Source organism: Kineococcus siccus (assembly GCF_009906795.1).
Lineage (GTDB): Bacteria > Actinomycetota > Actinomycetes > Actinomycetales > Kineococcaceae > Kineococcus > Kineococcus siccus.
In genome coordinates this window covers 1-17,356 of sequence record NZ_JAAALN010000076.1, presented here as the reverse complement: position 1 = coordinate 17,356, position 17,356 = coordinate 1, and the positions used below count along the sequence as shown (strand labels likewise).

21 protein-coding genes are annotated in these 17,356 nt (G+C 75.2%); 11 read left to right on the top strand and 10 right to left on the bottom strand.

Annotation, left to right across the window (positions count from 1 at the left end; translation table 11 throughout):
- Positions 1-190 precede the first annotated feature (190 nt).
- Positions 191-1,096, top strand: coding sequence for a glycosyltransferase (locus tag GTR02_RS10520; protein ID WP_166607442.1), 906 nt, complete (start codon positions 191-193; stop codon positions 1,094-1,096).
- Positions 1,089-2,051 carry a glycosyltransferase gene (locus tag GTR02_RS10515; protein WP_205709013.1) on the top strand — a complete coding sequence of 321 codons (963 nt, stop codon included), beginning with the start codon at positions 1,089-1,091 and terminating at the stop codon, positions 2,049-2,051. The genes GTR02_RS10520 and GTR02_RS10515 overlap by 8 nt, the downstream gene beginning before the upstream one ends.
- A 96-nt stretch (positions 2,052-2,147) precedes the next feature.
- Here GTR02_RS10515 and GTR02_RS10510 read toward each other — a convergent pair whose 3' ends face one another.
- The 5 genes from GTR02_RS10510 to GTR02_RS23060 all read right to left on the bottom strand — a co-directional run bounded on the left by GTR02_RS10510 (position 2,148) and on the right by GTR02_RS23060 (position 5,250).
- On the bottom strand, positions 2,148-3,128 hold the full coding sequence (locus tag GTR02_RS10510; protein ID WP_166607441.1) for a YihY/virulence factor BrkB family protein: 981 nt from the start codon (positions 3,126-3,128) through the stop codon (positions 2,148-2,150).
- A gap of 76 nt (positions 3,129-3,204) precedes the next feature.
- Entirely contained in the window at positions 3,205-3,366 is a 162-nt protein-coding gene (locus tag GTR02_RS10505) for a hypothetical protein (RefSeq protein WP_166607440.1), read from the bottom strand.
- A gap of 8 nt (positions 3,367-3,374) precedes the next feature.
- A complete protein-coding gene (locus GTR02_RS10500; RefSeq protein ID WP_166607439.1) occupies positions 3,375-4,067 on the bottom strand; it encodes a DUF3618 domain-containing protein in 693 nt (230 codons plus the stop codon).
- Positions 4,043-4,501, bottom strand: a complete 459-nt coding sequence (locus tag GTR02_RS23065) for a phage holin family protein (protein ID WP_166607438.1) — start codon at positions 4,499-4,501, stop codon at positions 4,043-4,045. The genes GTR02_RS10500 and GTR02_RS23065 overlap by 25 nt, the downstream gene beginning before the upstream one ends.
- Complete coding sequence (locus GTR02_RS23060; protein ID WP_166607437.1) at positions 4,498-5,250, bottom strand: hypothetical protein; 753 nt, start codon at positions 5,248-5,250, stop codon at positions 4,498-4,500. Before GTR02_RS23060 ends, GTR02_RS23065 begins: the two co-directional genes overlap by 4 nt.
- 310 nt (positions 5,251-5,560) lie before the next feature.
- Between GTR02_RS23060 and GTR02_RS10485 the strand changes: the two genes are divergently transcribed.
- Complete coding sequence (locus tag GTR02_RS10485) at positions 5,561-6,823, top strand: AI-2E family transporter (RefSeq protein WP_166607436.1); 1,263 nt, start codon at positions 5,561-5,563, stop codon at positions 6,821-6,823.
- 42 nt (positions 6,824-6,865) lie between these two features.
- Here the strand turns inward: GTR02_RS10485 and GTR02_RS10480 are convergent, their stop codons facing one another.
- Positions 6,866-7,270, bottom strand: coding sequence for a hypothetical protein (locus GTR02_RS10480; RefSeq protein ID WP_166607435.1), 405 nt, complete (start codon positions 7,268-7,270; stop codon positions 6,866-6,868).
- 119 nt (positions 7,271-7,389) lie between these two features.
- Here GTR02_RS10480 and GTR02_RS10475 point away from each other — a divergent pair, with 119 nt between their 5' ends.
- From GTR02_RS10475 to GTR02_RS10455, 5 genes are all read left to right on the top strand, one after another.
- Positions 7,390-8,358: a TIGR03557 family F420-dependent LLM class oxidoreductase gene (locus GTR02_RS10475; RefSeq protein WP_166607434.1), complete on the top strand. Its 969-nt coding sequence runs from the start codon at positions 7,390-7,392 to the stop codon at positions 8,356-8,358.
- Positions 8,359-8,396: 38 nt separating this feature from the next.
- Positions 8,397-9,437, top strand: coding sequence for an NAD-binding protein (locus tag GTR02_RS10470; RefSeq protein ID WP_166607433.1), 1,041 nt, complete (start codon positions 8,397-8,399; stop codon positions 9,435-9,437).
- A gap of 382 nt (positions 9,438-9,819) precedes the next feature.
- On the top strand, positions 9,820-10,692 hold the full coding sequence (locus tag GTR02_RS10465; RefSeq protein ID WP_166607432.1) for a DUF2382 domain-containing protein: 873 nt from the start codon (positions 9,820-9,822) through the stop codon (positions 10,690-10,692).
- 14 nt (positions 10,693-10,706) lie between these two features.
- Positions 10,707-11,108: a DUF2382 domain-containing protein gene (locus tag GTR02_RS10460; RefSeq protein WP_166607431.1), complete on the top strand. Its 402-nt coding sequence runs from the start codon at positions 10,707-10,709 to the stop codon at positions 11,106-11,108.
- Between the two features lie 90 nt (positions 11,109-11,198).
- A complete protein-coding gene (locus GTR02_RS10455; RefSeq protein ID WP_166607430.1) occupies positions 11,199-12,107 on the top strand; it encodes a hypothetical protein in 909 nt (302 codons plus the stop codon).
- A 60-nt stretch (positions 12,108-12,167) separates the two neighbouring features.
- Here the strand turns inward: GTR02_RS10455 and GTR02_RS10450 are convergent, their stop codons facing one another.
- A complete protein-coding gene (locus GTR02_RS10450; protein WP_166607429.1) occupies positions 12,168-12,800 on the bottom strand; it encodes a GDSL-type esterase/lipase family protein in 633 nt (210 codons plus the stop codon).
- A gap of 175 nt (positions 12,801-12,975) precedes the next feature.
- Between GTR02_RS10450 and GTR02_RS10445 the strand changes: the two genes are divergently transcribed.
- The 3 genes from GTR02_RS10445 to GTR02_RS10435 are packed head-to-tail and all read left to right on the top strand — an operon-like array spanning position 12,976 to position 15,546.
- Positions 12,976-13,485 carry a hypothetical protein gene (locus tag GTR02_RS10445; RefSeq protein ID WP_166607428.1) on the top strand — a complete coding sequence of 170 codons (510 nt, stop codon included), beginning with the start codon at positions 12,976-12,978 and terminating at the stop codon, positions 13,483-13,485.
- A 32-nt stretch (positions 13,486-13,517) separates the two neighbouring features.
- Positions 13,518-14,687, top strand: a complete 1,170-nt coding sequence (locus tag GTR02_RS10440; protein ID WP_166607427.1) for an alcohol dehydrogenase catalytic domain-containing protein — start codon at positions 13,518-13,520, stop codon at positions 14,685-14,687.
- 43 nt (positions 14,688-14,730) lie between these two features.
- Positions 14,731-15,546: an MBL fold metallo-hydrolase gene (locus tag GTR02_RS10435; RefSeq protein WP_166607426.1), complete on the top strand. Its 816-nt coding sequence runs from the start codon at positions 14,731-14,733 to the stop codon at positions 15,544-15,546.
- On the opposite strand, the gene GTR02_RS10430 is transcribed toward GTR02_RS10435, so the two are convergent.
- The 3 genes from GTR02_RS10430 to GTR02_RS10420 form a co-directional block, all read right to left on the bottom strand.
- Positions 15,498-16,361, bottom strand: coding sequence for a cytochrome c oxidase assembly protein (locus tag GTR02_RS10430; RefSeq protein ID WP_166607425.1), 864 nt, complete (start codon positions 16,359-16,361; stop codon positions 15,498-15,500). The genes GTR02_RS10435 and GTR02_RS10430 overlap by 49 nt on opposite strands.
- Positions 16,358-16,759 (bottom strand): DUF2243 domain-containing protein, encoded by a 402-nt coding sequence (locus GTR02_RS10425; RefSeq protein WP_166607443.1) that lies wholly within the window; start codon positions 16,757-16,759, stop codon positions 16,358-16,360. The genes GTR02_RS10430 and GTR02_RS10425 overlap by 4 nt, the downstream gene beginning before the upstream one ends.
- A gap of 77 nt (positions 16,760-16,836) precedes the next feature.
- Positions 16,837-17,301: a DUF732 domain-containing protein gene (locus GTR02_RS10420; RefSeq protein ID WP_166607424.1), complete on the bottom strand. Its 465-nt coding sequence runs from the start codon at positions 17,299-17,301 to the stop codon at positions 16,837-16,839.
- Positions 17,302-17,356 lie beyond the last annotated feature (55 nt).

Below are 17,356 nucleotides of genomic sequence, written 5' to 3'. Positions count from 1 at the left end.
CCCCCGGTCACGACCGCCCGCCCCACGGTCCGCGGAACCCCGGGTCCGGGTCCGGGCCCGGGAGCGGGCACGGCGCCGGGCCCTGCGGCGGACGAGGTGGGCAGGGGGGAGCTCGGGTTCGGCACGGGTGCATGCAACCACCGCGCCCTCCACCGCGCCCGTCGACGCGCGCCTCGGTAGCGTCCGCGTCGTGCACCCCCCCTCCGGACCGTCCACCGCCCCGGACGCCGGGCCCGGGACCACGGTCGTCGTCGCGACGCGCGACCGGGCCGCGGACCTGCGTCTGACCCTGCCGCGCCACGAGGGCCCGGTCGTCGTGGTCGACAACGGCTCGCGCGACGACACCGTCGCCGTCGTGCACGCCGAGGCCGACCGCCGCCGCCGCTCGGGCGGACCGCCGCTGCGGCTCGTGCAGCCCGGGACGAACCTCGGCGCCCCCGCGCGCAACGTCGGCGCGCAGGCCGCCACGACGGAGCTCGTCGCCTTCGCCGACGACGACTCCTGGTGGGCGCCGGGGGCTCTGCGCCGCGCCGAGGCCGAGTTCGCGGCGGCTCCCCGGCTTGCGCTGCTGGCCGCGCGGATCCTCGTCGGGGCGGCCGAGGAGCTGGATCCCGTGTGCACCGACATGGCCGCGGCGCCCTGGGGGACCTCGCGGGACCTGCCGGGCCCGGACGTCCTGGGGTTCGTGGCGTGCGGCACCGTCGTGCGGCGCGAGCCGTTCCTCGCCGTCGGCGGCTTCGACGACGTCGTGCACTTCGGTGGGGAGGAGGAGCGCGTGACGTACGACCTCGTCGCCGCAGGCTGGGGCCTGGCCTACGTCGACGCCGTCGTGGCCCACCACCACCCCTCCCCGCGGCGCGGCAGCGACGCGCGGCGCCGCGAGCTGCTGGCGCGCAACAGGTTGCTGACCAGCTGGATGCGCCGGCCGCTGCGGGTGGCCCTGGCCCAGACGGCCCGTGCGGCGCTCGGCCCGGCCGAGCAGCGACGCGGCCTCGTCAGCGCGGCCCCGGCCGTCCCCCGCGCCCTGCGCCGGCGGCACGCGCCGTCCGTCGAGGTCGAGCGTCGCCTGCGCGTCCTGGAGACCGGGCGTGGCTGAGGCGGGGGACGCCGCGCCGGCCGAGCCGCTGGCGGGGCCGCCGCACGCGCGCGTCACCGTCGTCCTCATCACGTGGCAGCGACGCGACGAGGCGCTGCTCGCGGTCCGGCGGTTGCTGGCCCTGCCGGAACGTCCCCGCGTCGTCGTGCTGGACAACGGCTCCACGGACGGCACCGCGGAGGCCCTGCGGGCGCAGCACCCCGCGGGTTCGGCGGGCGCCGATCGCCTCGACCTCGTGGTCCTGCCGGAGAACCAGGGCGCGGTGGCCCGCAACACGGGCGTGGCGACGGCCTCCACGCCCTACGTGGCGTTCTGCGACGACGACACGTGGTGGGACCCGGGCAGTCTCGACCGCGCGGCCGACGTGCTCGACGCCGACCCGCGCGTCGCGGTCCTCACGGCCCGCATCCTCGTGGAACCCGGTGCGGTGGAGGACGACATCGTCGTCGAGCTGCGCGAGTCCCCCGTCCGGGGCGCCCCCGGCCTGCCCGGCCCGGCGCTCGGCAGCTTCCTGGCCGGGGCGTCGGTCGTGCGCCGCGACGCGTTCCTGGCCGTCGGCGGCTTCTCCCGCCGCCTGTGGCTCGGCGGGGAGGAGGAGCTGATGGCGGCCGACCTCGCGGCGGCCGGCTGGGAGCTCTGCTACCTCGAGGACCTGACGATCCACCATCAGGCGTCGGTGCTGCGCGAGTCCGACCTGCGGCGCCGCCACGGCATCCGGAACACCCTGTGGTTCACGTGGCTGCGCCGACCGGTGCCCGCGGCCCTGCGCCGCACGCGGTTCCTGCTGCGCACGGTGCCGCGCGACCGCACCACGGCCCTCGGCCTGGCCGACGCGGTGCGGGGGTTGCCGTGGCTGGTGCGGGAGCGGCGGGTCCTGCCCCCGCACGCCGAGGCGCGGTTCCGGGCCCTGGAGGCGTCGCAGGAGGCCTCGCGGAGCCGCGTCTACGACCGCTGAGGCGAACGCCGGGCTCCGCCCCCGCGACGGCGCCCGGACAGCACGGAGGCCGTGCAGGAGCGTTCTCCTGCACGGCCTCGCGGACGGGTGGGCGACTCAGCGTCCGCCCTCGACGACGTTGTCCGCCGCGACCGCGTCCCGCGTGCCCATCGGCTGCGGGTCGCCCTTGGTCGTGTCCGCCGCGGTCTGCTTCTCCGACTCGGCGTTGATCTCCGCGCCGAGCAGGATCGCGTAGCTGGTGAGCCACAGCCACATCAGCAGGATCACGACGCCCGCCGAGGCGCCGTAGCTCTTGGTGTAGGAGCTGCCGCCCGCGAGCGAGACGTACAGCGAGAAACCCGCCGAGACGATCAGCCACAGCACGGTCGCCACGGCCGCCCCGACCGAGACCCAGCGCACCTTGGGCGCGTCGCGGTCGGGGGCGAGGCGGTACACGACGGCGAGCGCGAGGACGACGAGCACGAGCAGCAGGACCCAGCGCAGCACCGTCACGACGACGCTGACGATCCCGCTGGCCCCCAGCGCCTTCACCAGGACCGGAGCCACCGCGATGAGGCCGATGGCCAGGAGCATGAAGACGATCGCGCCGACGGTCAGCAGGAGCGCGGTGCCCTTGACCTTAACGAAACCCCGCGTCTCCTTCTCGTCGTAGGCGGAGTTCGTCGCGGCCATGAGGTTCTGCACACCGCTCGAGGCGCTCCACAGCGCCAGCACGACGGCGACGACGAGGCTGATCCCGGCGGCCCGCTCGTTGGACGCGACGTTCGCGACCTGGGCCAGCACCAGGGTGCGCGCCTCCTGCGGGATGGCGGTGATGCCGTTGATCTGCTGGGTGATCTTGTCGGGCGTGCTGACCAGCCCCCACAGCAGGAACGCCGCGGTCAGGGCCGGGAAGATCGCCAGGAACGCCTTGAAGGCCACGCCCGCCGCGAGCAGCGGCACCAGGTCGTCCTTCGCCTCGCCCCAGGCCCGCTTGGAGACCTGCAGCCACCCCTTGGCGGGGATCTCCTGCGGGCTGTCGGCGTCCTTGCCCGGCGTCACCGACAGCTCTTCGTTCCGGGTCGTCGACCTGCTCATGTCCCCCACTCTCCTTCTGCCACGACGACCGCGCGCGCCGGAGCCCGGCGCGCGCGGTCGTGGACGAGGCTGGTCGTCAACCGATGATCTTCGAGGTGGCCTGCGGGTCCTCGTCGGCGGTCTCGTCGCCGGTCGCGTCGGTCGCCTCGGCGAGCGCCGCGCTCCCGTCGTCCTCGGCCGCGTCGAGCGAGCTCTCGCCGAGCAGGTCCTCGCCGGGGACCGCGGAGTCCTCGGTCACGCCGCCTCCTAGCTGCTGCGCGCGGTGTCGCGCACGTCGGCGGCCGCGGCCTGACCGTGGCCGCGCACCTCCTCGGTGGCGCCCTGCGCGTCGCTCTTGACGGTCTGCGCGGCGTCGCGCGCCGACTCGCCGACCGCCTGCGCGGCCCCCTTGGCGGTCTCCTGCACGGACTCGCGGACGTCCAGCAGCGTGTCCTTGGCGCCCTGCAGAGCCGGCTGGCCCTTCTCCTTGGCCGCGTCGACGAGCGCACCCGTCGCCTCGGCCTCCTTCTGGGTCGCCGGGATCAGCGAGGAGACGAGCAGGCCGAGGCCGAAGGCCACGACGCCCGCAGCGAGCGGGTTGCCCTGCGTCTTCGCCTTCACGGCCGACGTCGCGTCGCCCGTGGTGCCGGCGGCGCTGTGCTTGGCCGACGCCAGGCGGTCCGAGGCCGACGCCGTCGAGGCGTGGGCGGAGTCGCGGACGTCGTGGGCGGTGCCCATGACCCTGTCCCTGGCGGTCGCGGTCGCGTCGTGCGCACTACCCATGATCTTGTCCTTCACGCCGGCCACGCCCGCCTTGGCCTTGTCGACCTGGCGGTGCGCGACGTTCGAGGGGCTGAGCCGGTCGGTCAGCTCGTCGAGGTCCGCGGTCAGGGACGACCGGGTCTCCTCGATGTCGCCCTGGATCTGCGTCGTGCTCAGGTCGTCGGGTGCTTGGCCCATTGCGCGTCCTCCTTGAGGGTCAGGGTGGTCTTCTCCAGCGGCGGCGGCACGGCCTTCAGCGCCTTCTGCCCGGCCTTGGCCAGCACAGCGGCGACGACGCCCCACACGACGGTCACGATGAGCGCGGCCCAGCCGTAGCCGATCAGGTCGCCGAGCGCGATCACCACGAGGCCGGTGAGGGCGATGAGGAACAGGTGCCCCGCCACGCCGGCACCGGCGAGCATGCCCGCACCCTTGCCCGCGGTCTTGGCGTCCTGCCGCAGCTCGGTCTTGGCGAGCGCGATCTCCTGCCGCACCAGCGTGGACAGTTCCGTGGTGATGCTGCCGACGATCTCGCCGAGAGAGCGCTCGCTGCGCCCCTCGCCGCCTGCGCCGGTCGTGCCCGTGGTCGTCCCGGGTGCGGTGCTGCCACCGCTCGCGTGCGCCCCGCTCACGGCCGGGTGCCCGGGACCTGCGACGCCGACATCGACGGGACGTCGCTGCGGATGTGGTGCGGGACGAGGTCCTCGTCGAGGTTCTCGCCCGTCACGTCGACGCTCGTGGGTGCGGTCGACGTGGTCGCGGCGGTCGTGACCGGCGCGGTGGTGGTCGTCGCGAGGCCGGGGTAGGCGGCGGGCGTCGGCGCGGTGGCCAGCGGCTCCAGCTCCGTCCCGGACCCCATGGGGGTGTCGCTCGTGCGGCTCGAGGCCGCCGTCGCCCCGCGCGTGACGCGCCCGGCCAGCAGGCCGGCCGCGAGGGCGCCGAGGAGGAAGGTGCCCGGCTTGCGGCGCGCGAAGGAGCGCACCTGGTCGAGCAGTTCTGCGGGCTCGTGGCGGGACAGCGTGTCGCCCCAGGTGCTGGCGCGGTCGCCGGCCTGGCGGACGAGGTTGGTGGCCATGCCGGAACCCTGGCTCCCGCCGGCCATGCCGCTGAGCTCCTGCCCGGCCTCGCGCAGGAACGCCGCGAGGCGGTCGCGCTGGGTGGAGGACTGCTCGTCCACCTGGCGGCGGACCTCGTCCAGGACGCCCAGCGCCTGGTGCTTGGCCTCGCCGATGACGGCGCCGGCCTGCTCCTGCGCGGACTGCGCGACGGCGCCGGCCTGCTCCTTGGCGGTGCCGGCCACCTCGTTCGCCTGCTGCTTGGCGGTCCCTGCGGTCTCCTGCGCGCGCTGCTTGGCGTCGCCGGTTCCTGTCTGCGTGCTCATGCTCGTCTCCTCCGTGCTCGTCGGCACCCTCGTCGGGCCGGTCGTCGAACGTCGCGAAGCGGTGCTCACGCGCCGCCGGGCGCCTGGGCGGACTGCCGGCGTCTCGGGGCCACGGCTCTCGCCTCGTCGATCAGGTCCATGCCTGCCTCCGTACTCGTGCGGCCCGCACCCGGGGGTGTGCGTGCCTGACGCTTCCGGGGTACCCGGGTCCGGACGGCGCAAACGTGGCGCGGTGGAAGTTCTTCCGGCAGGGGTCCGGGGCGCCGCGGTGGAGGTGCTGGACCCGTTCTGCCCTGCCACGCTTCGAGACGTGACCACGACCTCCGGAGAACCCTCCGCCCGTCCCGCCGTCGCCCAGGGCCTCGACGTGGCCGCCCGCTGGGCGGTCCGCCTGCTCGTCCTCGGCGTCGCGGCCTACGCCCTGCTGTGGCTCGTGGGCAAGGGCTGGTCCCTCGTCCTGCCGCTGATCCTGGCCGTCCTGCTGACCGCCGTGCTGTGGCCCGTGACGCGCCTGCTGCGCCGCGTCCTGCCCCACGCGCTCGCCGCGGTGGTGTCCCTGCTGCTGCTGATCGGCGTCATCGTCGGCGTGTTCGCGGTCCTGGTGCCGAACATCGCCGACCAGGGGCCCCAGCTCGTCGACAGCGCGAGCGAAGGCCTCGCGACGCTGCAGGGCTACGTGACCGGCCCGCCCCTGAACCTCGGCGACGACCAGGTCGGCTCGCTCATCGACCGGGGCGTCAACGAGCTGCAGACCAACGCGCAGGCGATCGCGCTGAGCGTCGCGGGCGGCCTCGGCACCGTCGGCGCGAGCATCGGCTCGGGCGTCGTGACGTTCCTGCTCGTCCTCGTGCTGTCGTTCTTCTGCCTCAGCGACGGCGACCGGCTGCTGCCGTGGTCGCGCCGCTGGCTGGACGCCCGCACCCACCACCACGCGGTCGAGATCGGCGGGCGCGTGTGGAAGGTGCTGCAGGGCTACATCGTCTCGCAGGCCGCCGTGGCGCTGTGCGACGCGGTGTTCATCGGCATCGGGCTGGCGGTCCTCGGCGTCCCCTTCGCCCTGCCGCTGGCCGTCATCATCTTCTTCTCCTCCTTCATCCCCATCGTCGGTGCGGTCGTCAGCGGCATCCTCGCCGTGCTGGTGGCGCTCGTGACGGTCGGCTGGGTGCAGGCGCTCATCGCCCTCGGCATCGTCCTGGTCGTGCAGCAGCTCGAGGGCAACGTGCTGCAGCCCCTGCTGGTCGGTCGCACCCTGGCGCTGCACCCCGTCGTCGTCATCGGCTCGGTCACGATCGGCGGCACGGCGTTCGGCATCATCGGTGCGTTCCTCGCGGTGCCCGTCGTGGCGATCATCACGGCCGTGCTGCGCTACGTGCACCACGTCCAGAAGCCCGACGAGCCGGAGAACCCGAAGGTCGACAAGCCGGTCCGGCGGATCCCCCGGGGCCGGGTCGGTGCGCAGCGCGCCGAGCGCGGCGGTGGTCGCGTGCAGACTCCCGGCACGGTGGAACTGCCCGGCGAGACCGTCGACAGCACCGTCGACGGCGGCGCGGGCGACGCCCGGAGGTCGTCCTGACCTCCCGCGGTCCCGGCTCCCTCGCCGGGCCCGCGGGCGGGTTCACCAACCGGCGGTGTCGTCCGCCCCGAAGGTCCAGGCCGCCGCGTCGCTGAGCACCGTGGCCTCGACGGTCACGGGTTCGAGCCCGCGACCGCGCAGGGCCGCGACCACGCGGCGGTGCGCCTCCTGGGCGGCACCCTCCGCGTCGAGCCCGTCGGCGTCCACGCTCAGCACCAGGTCGTGCTCGGGCACGTCGACGCCCTCGACCCGGGGGTGGGCCGCGCCGAGGTCGGTGACCAGCCCGCGCAGCTGCTGAGCGTCGAACCCCGCGGCCGTGTGGATCCGCAGGTAGACGGCGTACTCGTGGTCGAGGTCGGCGACGCCGGCCTCGATCGCCGCGTCGATCTCGTCGACCGCGTGCTGGAGGTCGCCGTCGAGGGTGCTGCCGGTGCGCTCGTCGTCCACGGCGTCCATCTTCGCCCAGGCGGGCGGGCCCGCACCTCGGGGTGCGCCCGGGCCACCGCGTTCCTACTCTCGCAGCGGGTCGAGCAGGGGCCTGCGGAGCAGGAGACGAGGAGCCCGACGTGCAGATCGGCTACAAGCTCGCGACGGAGGCCTTCGGGCCCAAGGAGATCATCCGGCAGGCGCTCGCCGCCGAGGAGGCCGGCTACGACTTCGTCGAGATGAGCGACCACTTCCACCCGTGGCTCGACGTGCAGGGCCACTCGGGCTTCACCTGGAACCTGCTGTCGGCCATCGCGGCGAAGACCGAGCGGATCGGACTGGTCACCGGGGTGACCTGCCCCTCGGTGCGCTACCACCCCGCGATCATCGCCCAGGCGGCCGCGACCCTGGCGATCATCTCCGACGGGCGGTTCACGCTGGGCGTCGGCGCCGGTGAACGCCTGAACGAGCACGTCGTCGGGCGAGGTTTCCCCGGCGTGGCCGAGCGGCACGAGCGCTTCCGGGAGGCGCTGGAGATCATCCGGCTGCTGTGGCAGGGCGGGTACCGCACGTACGAGGGCAAGCACCTCCGCCTGGAGGACGCCCGCGTGTTCGACCTGCCGGAGCAGCTGCCCGTCATCGCGGTCGCCGCGAGCGGGCCGGCGTCGGCCCGGATCGCCGCGGAGCTCGGGGGCGGCCTGTTCGCCACGGAGCCGAAGGGCGACATGGTGGCGACGTGGAAGCGCCTGGGCGGCAACGGCCCCGCCTACGCGGAGGTGCCCCTGGCCTGGGCCCCGGACGCGGAGTCGGCCGTGCAGGCCGTCCTCGAGAAGAGCCCGTGGGCGGTCACCGGCTGGAAGGTGATGTCGGAGCTGCCGAACCCGGCGAACTTCGCCGCCGCGTCCGCGACCGTGGGGGCCGAGGACGTGCGGGCCCAGTTCGCGGTGGGCCCCGACGTGCGGGACCACCTGCGGGTCGCGCAGCAGTTCGTCGACGCGGGGTTCGACCACCTCGTGACCCAGAACGCCGGTCCGGACCCCGACGGCTTCCTCGAGTTCTTCGCCACGACGCTGCAGGAACCCCTGCGCGCCCTCACGCCGGCGTCCTGACCGCCCGTCGCGGCCCGGGGCGTGGTAGTCAGGTCACCGTGCCCGCCCCCACCGCGCGCCTGCGCCTGCCGGGCCGCCGGCCGATCGGACCGCTGCAGGCCATCGCCCTGCGGCTCGGCGTGGCGCTCCTCCTCGTCGTCGTCGCGTGGCTGCTCGTGGTGGTCGAGCGCGACAGCTACCGGGACAGCGCCGACGGCAGCGTGTCCCTCGTGGACGCGCTCTACTACACGACGGTCACGCTCTCCACGACCGGCTACGGCGACATCACCCCCGTGACGACCCGGGCGCGGCTGCTGAACGCCCTGGTCGTCACGCCGATGCGCGTCCTGTTCGTCATCGTGCTCGTCGGCACCACCATCCAGGCGCTGACCGAGCGCTCCCGCACCGAGATCCGCCTGGCGCGGTGGAGGAACCGCATGCGCGAGCACGTGCTGGTCATCGGCTACGGGACCAAGGGGCGCAACGCGGTCCGGGCCCTGCGTCTGCACGGCCACCGCCCGGACCGGATCCTCGTCGTGGACGCGGACCCGCGGGCCACCGCGGACGCCTCCGCCGACGGGTACGTGGCCGTCACCGGCAGCGCGACGCGGGCGGAGACCTACCGGGCCGCGCTCGCCGAACGGGCCTCCTCCGTCGTCATCGCGCTCGACCGCGACGACACCGCCATCCTCGCGACGCTGGCGCTCAAGCGCCTCGCTCCGCACCTGACCATCGTGGCCGCGGCGCGCGAGGCGGAGCACGCAGACCTGCTGCGGCAGAGCGGAGCCAGCTCGGTGGTCGTGTCCTCGGAGACCACCGGGCGCCTCCTGGGCCTCGCGGCCGACAGCCCCGCGGCCGTCGAGGTCGTGGAGGACCTGGTGGCCTTCGGCCAGGGCCTCGACCTGGAGGACCGCCCGGTCACGCCGGAGGAGGTGGGCCGGACCCCGGCCGACCTGCCCGTCCCGGTCCTGGCCGTGGTGCGGGACGGACGGACGCACCGCTACAACGACCCGGAGCTCGGACCCCTGCAGGCCACCGACCGCGTGCTGCACGTCGTCGGCCCGCCGGCCCCGGGGGCGGGCGCCACGCGGAGCTCCTGAGCGTCGGCGGGCCCTCACACGTCGGAACCGGGGGCCCGCGCCGCATCTCGGGTGGCGGGGGTGCGCGGGAGCGGGCACCCTTGTTGCCGACGGCGCTGCAGACGGCGCCGCACTGGACGGACACCGTCGAGAAGTGGCGGGTCGCAGGGCCGGCCGCCCCGGACACCCCGGAGCGGGAACGGACGGCGCGAGCTTCGCCCGCACGAGCAGGAGCGGACCGCGCCGGTCCACCGTCGGAGAGCCGTCGGCGCCGGGAACTCGCTGCACACGCGGATCCCCTGGTCACCGAGCTCCCCTCCAGCCCCTCCACCGTGCCCCCGCACGGTGTTGTCCGAACACCACGCGGGCCCTCACGGGCCCCACCGACGAAAGGTTCCCACCCATGGCCCAGAACCTCCCCGCCACCGACCAGCTCTTCGGCGCCACCGTCGTCGGTCAGGACGGCGGCAAGATCGGCAAGGTCGAAGAGGTCTACCTGGACAACAACTCCGGGCAGCCGGAGTGGGTCTCGGTGAAGACCGGCCTGTTCGGGTCCAACGTCTCCCTCATCCCCCTGGCCCAGGCCTCGTTCTCGGGCGACACCATGTCGGTGCCGTTCGACAAGGCCATGGTCAAGGACGCGCCCCACCACGACCCGGCCGCGGAGCTCAGCGAGTCCGACGAGGACGACCTGTACCGCTACTACGGCATCGGCGGCGGCACCAGCACGACGACGGACCGCACGACGACGGGCACGACGGGCGGCATGACCACCGGCGACCGCACCGCGGGCGACCTCACCACGGGTGGGCGCACGACCGGTGACCGCGACATGACGTCGGGCCGCACCGGCGCCGGCCACGACACCTCGGGCCCGAACACCGACGACGCGATGACCCGGTCGAAGGAGGAGCTCCGCGTGGGCACCGAGACCCGCGAGGCCGGCCGCGCGCGGCTGCGCAAGTACATCACCGCGGAGCACGTCGAGCGCTCCGTCCCGGTCTCCCACGAGGAGGTCGTGGTCCGTCGCGAGCCGATCACCGAGGCCAACCGCGGTGACGCCCTCAAGGGCGGGGACCTGACCGAGGAGGAGCACGAGGTCGTCCTTACGGAGGAGCGCGCCGTGGCCGCCAAGGAGACCGTCCCGGTCGAGCGGGTCCAGCTCGGCACCGAGAAGGTCCAGGGCACCGAGACGATCGACGCCGAGGTCCGCGAGGAGCACATCGACCTCGACGCCGACCAGGGCGTGCGGAACACCACGCGCGACCGCGACTGACCCGGCCGCCCCGCGTGGATCCGCGATCGGACCGCACACCGGGCACGGCGGAGGTCGTCCTGGCCGCGGAGCACCTCTCGGTGGGCGTCGAACGCGTCCCCGCCGAGCGGGTGCGGATCACCAAGCGCGTCGTGGAGGAACTGCGGACCATCGAGGTCCCGCTGCGGCGGGAGGAGCTCGTCATCACGCGCGAGCCCCTCTCGCCGACGGGCCGCCTGCCGCGTGAGGTCCAGGCCGACCTGGTGCTGGTCCTTCACGAGGAGGTTCCGCAGGTGTCCGTCAGCACCCGGGCCTACGAACGCGTCACGGTCTCGGTCGAGACGGTCCAGGGCCAGGAGGTCGTCCAGGCGGACCTCCGCACCGAGCACGCCAGCGTCACCGTCACCGAGACGTCAGAAGCGTTGCGACGCAGCTGATCTCGGAGCGACCTGCACGAGATGTCCCGAGCACCCCGGACGCCAGCGTCCGGGGTGCTCGTCTATCCCCCCGAAACCCCAGGAGCAGTCATGAGCACCCCCACCGGTTCCGACGGAGCCCACGCGGCGAGCGGCGGCGCGGGCCGCGGCGACACCCCGGGCGGCGGCCGCCCCGACTTCCGCCTCGGCCGCGAGGACGTCGACCGCGGCCACGACCGCGGCACGCAGCAGGCGACCACCCACGACCCCGGCCCGTCGCTCGTCCACCACGACACCGACCGCACCGCCGCTCCCGCGCCGTCGACCCAGCACGACCACGACCGCGACCACGACCGCGGCCGCGGCCGCGACCACGACCACGACCGCAGCGCAGGCCGCACGGCGGGGAACACCGGTCCGGTGCCGACGCCCGGGCAGAACATGGACCGCAAGGCCGTCGTGGAGCGGGAGAAGGACGCCCACGGCGGTGTCAAGGTCGGTTCCGCCTTCTTCGGCTGGCTCACCGCGACCGGCACGGCCGTCCTGCTCACCGCCCTGCTGGCCGCCACGGGCACGGCGGTCGGTCTGGCCAACAGCGGCAGCGTGGACGCCGCGCTGTCGGGTGCGGAGAGCCAGGCGGCCGGGAACGCCGGCACCATCGGCATCGCCGGTGCCGTCGCGCTCCTCGTCGTCCTGCTCGTCGCCTACTTCTGCGGCGGGTACGTCGCCGGGCGCATGGCCCGCTTCAACGGGGTCAAGCAGGGCGTGGCCGTGTGGGTCTGGGCCGTCGTCATCGCCGTCGTCGCGGCCGTCCTCGTCGCCGTGGCGGGCAGCCGGTTCAACGTCCTGAGCCAGCTGAACAGCTTCCCGCGCATCCCGGTCGACGAGGGGACGCTGACGTCCGGCTCGATCATCACCGTCGTGGCCGCGCTGGTCGTCGCCCTCGTCGGCGCGATCCTCGGTGGACTCGCCGGCATGCGGTTCCACCGCCGGGTCGACCGCGCCGGGCTGGGCCGCTGACCTGACCGGCTGAGCCGGACGGCACGACGGGGCCGGGCCCGGGGGACGAGCGACGAGTGCTCAGTCCCCGGGCCCGGCCCTCGTCGTTCCGGGACGCCGCCGGACGACGGCCGCCAGCGCCGGCAGCAACTCCCCGGCCAGCACGCCGTAGCCGGCCCCCGAGGGGTGGAACCGGTCGGCGGAGAACAGGTCCGGCTCCGCGGCGAAGCGGGCCGTGGTCGCGGCCGACGGCTCCACCGTGCGTCCGCCGGAACGCAGCACGGCCGCCGCCTGCGCCGCCCGCAGAGCCGCGGCGGCCGCGCGGACGACCGGGCGCAGCGGGGGCGGGACGTGGACCACGACGCTCAGGTCGGGCACGGGGACGACCAGGACGTCGGCGCCCGCGGCGCGCAGGTCGGCGACCGCGCGCTCGAGGTGGGCGACCGACTCCTCCACCGGCGCACCGTGGACGAGGTCGTTGCCCCCGACGACGAGGAGCGCGACGTCCGCCGGCCAGGCGCAGGCCGCGGCGACCTGCGGACCGAGGTCGCGCGTGACGGCTCCCGGCACCGCGAGGACCCGGAGCGCGGTCGGAGCGCCCCCGGCCGCGAGCCCGTCCGCGAGGCGCGGGCCCAGGCCGTCCCCGGGACGCGGGGCGCCCGTCCCGGCCGCGAGGGAGTCGCCCAGGACGGCCAGCCGGAGTTCTCGCGTCACGCGGCCCACGGTGGCACGGACGAGGACCGGACGCGCCGCGGCGGCCGCTGCAGGGCGCTGCCGACGTGGGCGTGCCGCGCGGGAGTGCTTGCCGTACGGTGCTTCTCACCGAGACCGCCGCCGTACCGCTGGACGCGGACGCGGCGGTCGGACCCGAGGGAGGCCTCCTGTGGACGTGACCCGGACCGCTCGCACGCTCGCCGGATCGGTCGCCGCCGCGGCGGGCCGCGTCCGTCCCGGCCGGGCCGGGGGTGCTCCGCCGCCGCAGCAGACGCTGACCTTCACCTGCTCCCCCGCAGACGTCCTCGCGGCCGTGCGCGACGCCGCGGTCTGGTCGCAGGTGCTCGGCGACCTCGGCCGGGCGGAGCTCGTGGCGCCCGGCCGCTACCGGTTCACCCCGGCCTCCCCCGCCGACGCCGAGGGCGTCGACACGGAGCTGCGCGAGAGCGCCGACGCGGTGCTGTTCGACCGGTCCGGGGACGCCCCCCCGCTGGTCGAGCTGCGGGTGCTGCCCGCCCCGCAGGACCGCGGCACCGAGGTGGAGCTGAGCCTGGACCTGCCGGTCCCCGACCTCGCGGCCGGCGCCGCGACGTTCACGGTGCTCTACCGGCTGCGGGCGCTCCTGCAGACCGGTGAGGTCCCGACGATCACCCCGCAGCCCTCCGCGCGTCCCGCGCAGCGCTGACCGACCGACTCCCCACCCGTCAGGAGAACTCCGTGCGCGCACTCGTCTGGAACGGCGTCGACGACCTGGCGGTGGAGACCGTCCCGGACGCACGCCTGGTGAACCCGCGCGACGTGGTGCTGCGCGTCCTCGCGACCACCACGTGCGGGTCCGACCTGCACTTCATCGACGGCTACCTCCCGGGCATGCTGCCCGGCGACGTCTTCGGCCACGAGTTCATGGGCGAGGTCGTCGAGGTCGGCCCGGAGGTGCGCCGCGTGCGGGTGGGCGACCGCGTCGTCGTCCCCTCCTTCATCGCCTGCGGGTCGTGCTGGCACTGCCGGCACGAGCAGTACTCGCTGTGCGACACGACGAACCCGAACGCCGCGGCGCAGCAGCCCCTGCTCGGCTACCCCAGCGGGGGCATCTACGGCTACACGCACCCCTTCGGCGGGTACGCGGGCTCGCACGCGGGGTTCGTGCGCGTGCCCTTCGGCGACGTGAACTGCTTCAGCGTCCCCGACGGCGTGAGCGACGTCGCGGCCCTGTTCGTCTCCGACGCGGCGCCGACGGGTTTCATGGGGGCGGACTTCTGCGAGATCACCCCCGGCGACACGGTCGCGGTCTTCGGAGCCGGGGCCGTCGGCCTGATGGCGGCCGCGTCCGCCCGCCTGCTCGGCGCCGGGCGCGTCATCGTCGTGGACCGGCTGCCCGAGCGGCTGGAGAAGGCGCGCACCGTGGCGGGCGCGGAGACCCTGGACTACACCGCGGTCGACAGCGTGCAGGAGGTCCTGCGCGAGACGACCGGGGGCCGCGGACCCGACGCCGTCATCGAGGCCGTCGGCATGGAGGGCCACGGCACCGGGGTCCAGCAGAAGCTCGACCGCGCCAAGCAGGCCCTGCGGCTGGAGACCGACCGCGCCACCCCGCTGCGCGAGGCGATCCTCGCGTGCCGCAAGGGCGGCGTGGTCTCCGTCCTGGGCGTGTACGGCCTCACCGACTCGTTCCCGATGGGCGTCATCGTCAACAAGGGCCTGACGCTGCGCTCGGCGCAGCAGCACGGCCAGCGCTACGTGCCCCGCCTCCTGGAGCACGTCGCCGCGGGCCGGCTCGACACGGCGGCGCTCATGACCCACGAGCTCCCGCTCGAGGACGCCGTGCGCGGCTACGAGATGTTCAAGGAGAAGCAGGACGGGTGCCTGCGGGCGGTCTTCCGCCCCTGACGGCGCGGGGAGTGAGCCGGCGGTCCGGGGGTACAGGCCCGTCGTGGCGCACTCCCCGCTGTCCCTGACCTTCATCGGCACCGCGACGGTGCTGCTGCGCTACGGCGGCCTGACGCTGCTGACCGACCCGAACTTCCTGCACCGCGGGCAGTACGCGTGGCTCGGGCACGGCCTGGTCAGCAAGCGCCTGACCGACCCCGCCCTCGCACCGTCGGAACTCCCACCGCTCGACGGCATCGTGCTGTCGCACCTGCACGGGGACCACTTCGACCGGGTCGCGCGCCGGGGGCTGGCCAAGGACGTCCCGCTGGTGACGACCCGCCACGCCCGCCGGCGGCTCGCCGTCCGGTCCGGGTTCACCGACGTCACCGGGCTCGCGACCTGGGAGCACCGCACCCTGCGGGGCGCCGGGAGCCAGGTGCGCATCACGGCCGCCCCCGGGCGGCACGCCACGGGTCGCTGGCAGGCGCTCCTGCCCCCGGTCATGGGCAGCGTCCTGGAGTTCGGTCCGGCCGGAGGCGACCCGGAGGTCACCGTGTACGTCACGGGGGACACCCTCAACGTGCCCGAGCTGGCCCAGGTGCCCGCCCGCTACCCGCACGTCGACCTGGCCGTCGTGCACCTCGGGGGCACCACGCTGCCGGGCGGCCTCGTGGTGACCATGGACGGGGTCCAGGGCGCCGACCTCCTCGACCTGGTCCGTCCCGCGGCCGCCGTCCCCGTCCACGTCGACGACTACGGCGTGTTCCGCTCGCCGCTGTCCGACTTCCAGGCCGAGCTCGCGCGGCGCGGCACCGGGTCGCTGGTCCGCTACGTGGCCCGCGGCGAGACGGCCGTCTTCGGCGACCTCGGCGCCTGAGCCGACCGGCGCCGCTCCCGCGCGAGCTGCCGGCTGCCGGCTGCGTACCAGCCGGAGAGCACGAGGACCGCGAGCACCACGTCGAGCACCGTCCCGGCCCCGAACAGCAGCCGGGCCGCGGCCTGGGCGTCACCCGGGGCGCTCCCGGCCGGCGGGGAGGCGTGCAGCAGCTTGGCGATCGTGTCGTGGGAACCCGCGACGAGCAGGAGCACCACGAGTCGGGTGGTCACGCTGCGGCGCACGCGCACCGGGTCGCGGCCGAGCAGCAGCGCGGCGAAGAGGTACCCGGCCAGCACGGCGTGCAGGTGGACGAGCAGCGTGAGCACCGGGCGCCCGGCGAGGGCGTGGTGCAGTGGCGTCAGGAAGAACACCGCGAAGCCCGACACCTCGAGGACCACCACGACGGGAGCGCTCGTCACCACGCGCGCCCAGCGGCTGTGCAGGAGGGCGAGCAGGGCCCGCCGGCGCCGGCCGCGCAGCGTGCGCAGCGCGAGGGTCGCAGGAGCGGCCAGGGCGGCGGCCACGGGCAGCACCATGGCCAGCAGGACGTGCTGCAGCACGTGCGCCCGCAGACCCGCCAGGCCCAGCGCCTCCGGGAGCGCCGCAGCGAGGGGGACGCAGGCCGCCGCGGCGCCCCACAGCAGCGACCGGGCCGCGGGCCAGCGGTCGCCCCGCCGTCGCAGCCCGGCGACGGCGGCGAGGTAGGCGGCGGTCACGGCGGCGGCGAGGAGGAACGCCGTCAGCGCCGCGGGGAACGACGACACGAGCGGGGCCGTCCCGGCCACCACGTCGTCGTGGCCCGGGTGCTGGCTCACCGCACCGGCTCCGGCGCCCGCCGCGCGAGCAGCAGCAGCCCGACGACCAGGCCGGCACCGCCCGCGGTGTTCCAGACGACGTCGTAGGCGGCGAGGTCGACGCCGTAGCGGATCTGGTGCAGCCCGAGCAGCTTGTGCTGGACTAGGCCGTCGTAGAGCTGGAACGCGCCCCACCCCGCGAGGACCCCGCCGACGAGGCGCCGGCGGAGCGCTCCCCCGCGCCGCTGCAGGTCCGCGAACAGGAAGAGCCCCGCGACGACCGCGATCCAGCCCGCGGCGTGGAAGAACCCGTCGGACACCAGGCCCGCGTCGGCGCCGGCGCCGTCGTAGAAGTGGTGCCAGTGCAGCAGCTGGTGGAACACCGTCTCGTCGAGGAACGCCGCGAGGCCGACGCCCATCAGGACACCGGCCAGGGTGGAGCGCCGGGCGGTGGACGGCGGCGGGCCCGCCGGGGCCCTCCCCGTCACCGGTCCGCTCAGCCGCACACGGTGCTGCGCACCGCGTCGAGGATCCGCTGGGCCTGCTCCGGCGTCACCTCGGGCCCGCCGGGCACCGTGAACTGCGAGCTCACGTTGCCCACCACCTGCGTCTCGCTCTTGCCGTCGGCCAGGTCCTGGCAGGTCTGCTGCGCCTGCGTGGCGAGGCGGGCCGGGTCGGCCGCCAGCGCGGGGTCGATGCCGGCCAGCTGCCCCGCGAGGGCGGTGACCTGCTGCGCCCCGGGGGTGGGCACCGGCGTCGACGACGGGTACCCCGACTCGTCCGGGTACTCGTCCGGCGCCGAGGGCGTCACCGTCGGCTCGGCCGTCGGGGAGGTGCCCAGGGGCGTGCTGCGCTCGTCCGGACCGGCCATGTCCTCCTGGGAGGTCGTGCAGGCCGACAGCGCGGAGAGCGCCAGCAGCCCGGCCGCGGCGTGGACGAGGGTCCGGGTCAGGGCGGGCATCAGGGCGGCTCCAGGGTTTCGCCGGCGCGGTGGCCGGGGCGGGTCGGTCCCGGCG

Excerpts from the sequence above, each read along its gene's own strand:
- GTR02_RS23060 (WP_166607437.1), bottom strand. The coding sequence starts at position 5,250 with ATGAGCACGCAGACAGGAACCGGCGACGCCAAGCAGCGCGCGCAGGAG.
- GTR02_RS10510 (WP_166607441.1), bottom strand. The coding sequence starts at position 3,128 with ATGAGCAGGTCGACGACCCGGAACGAAGAGCTGTCGGTGACGCCGGGC.
- GTR02_RS10455 (WP_166607430.1), top strand. The coding sequence starts at position 11,199 with ATGAGCACCCCCACCGGTTCCGACGGAGCCCACGCGGCGAGCGGCGGC.
- GTR02_RS10425 (WP_166607443.1), bottom strand. The coding sequence starts at position 16,759 with ATGGGCGTCGGCCTCGCGGCGTTCCTCGACGAGACGGTGTTCCACCAG.
- GTR02_RS10420 (WP_166607424.1), bottom strand. The coding sequence starts at position 17,301 with ATGCCCGCCCTGACCCGGACCCTCGTCCACGCCGCGGCCGGGCTGCTG.
- GTR02_RS10500 (WP_166607439.1), bottom strand. The coding sequence starts at position 4,067 with ATGGGCCAAGCACCCGACGACCTGAGCACGACGCAGATCCAGGGCGAC.
- GTR02_RS10465 (WP_166607432.1), top strand. The coding sequence starts at position 9,820 with ATGGCCCAGAACCTCCCCGCCACCGACCAGCTCTTCGGCGCCACCGTC.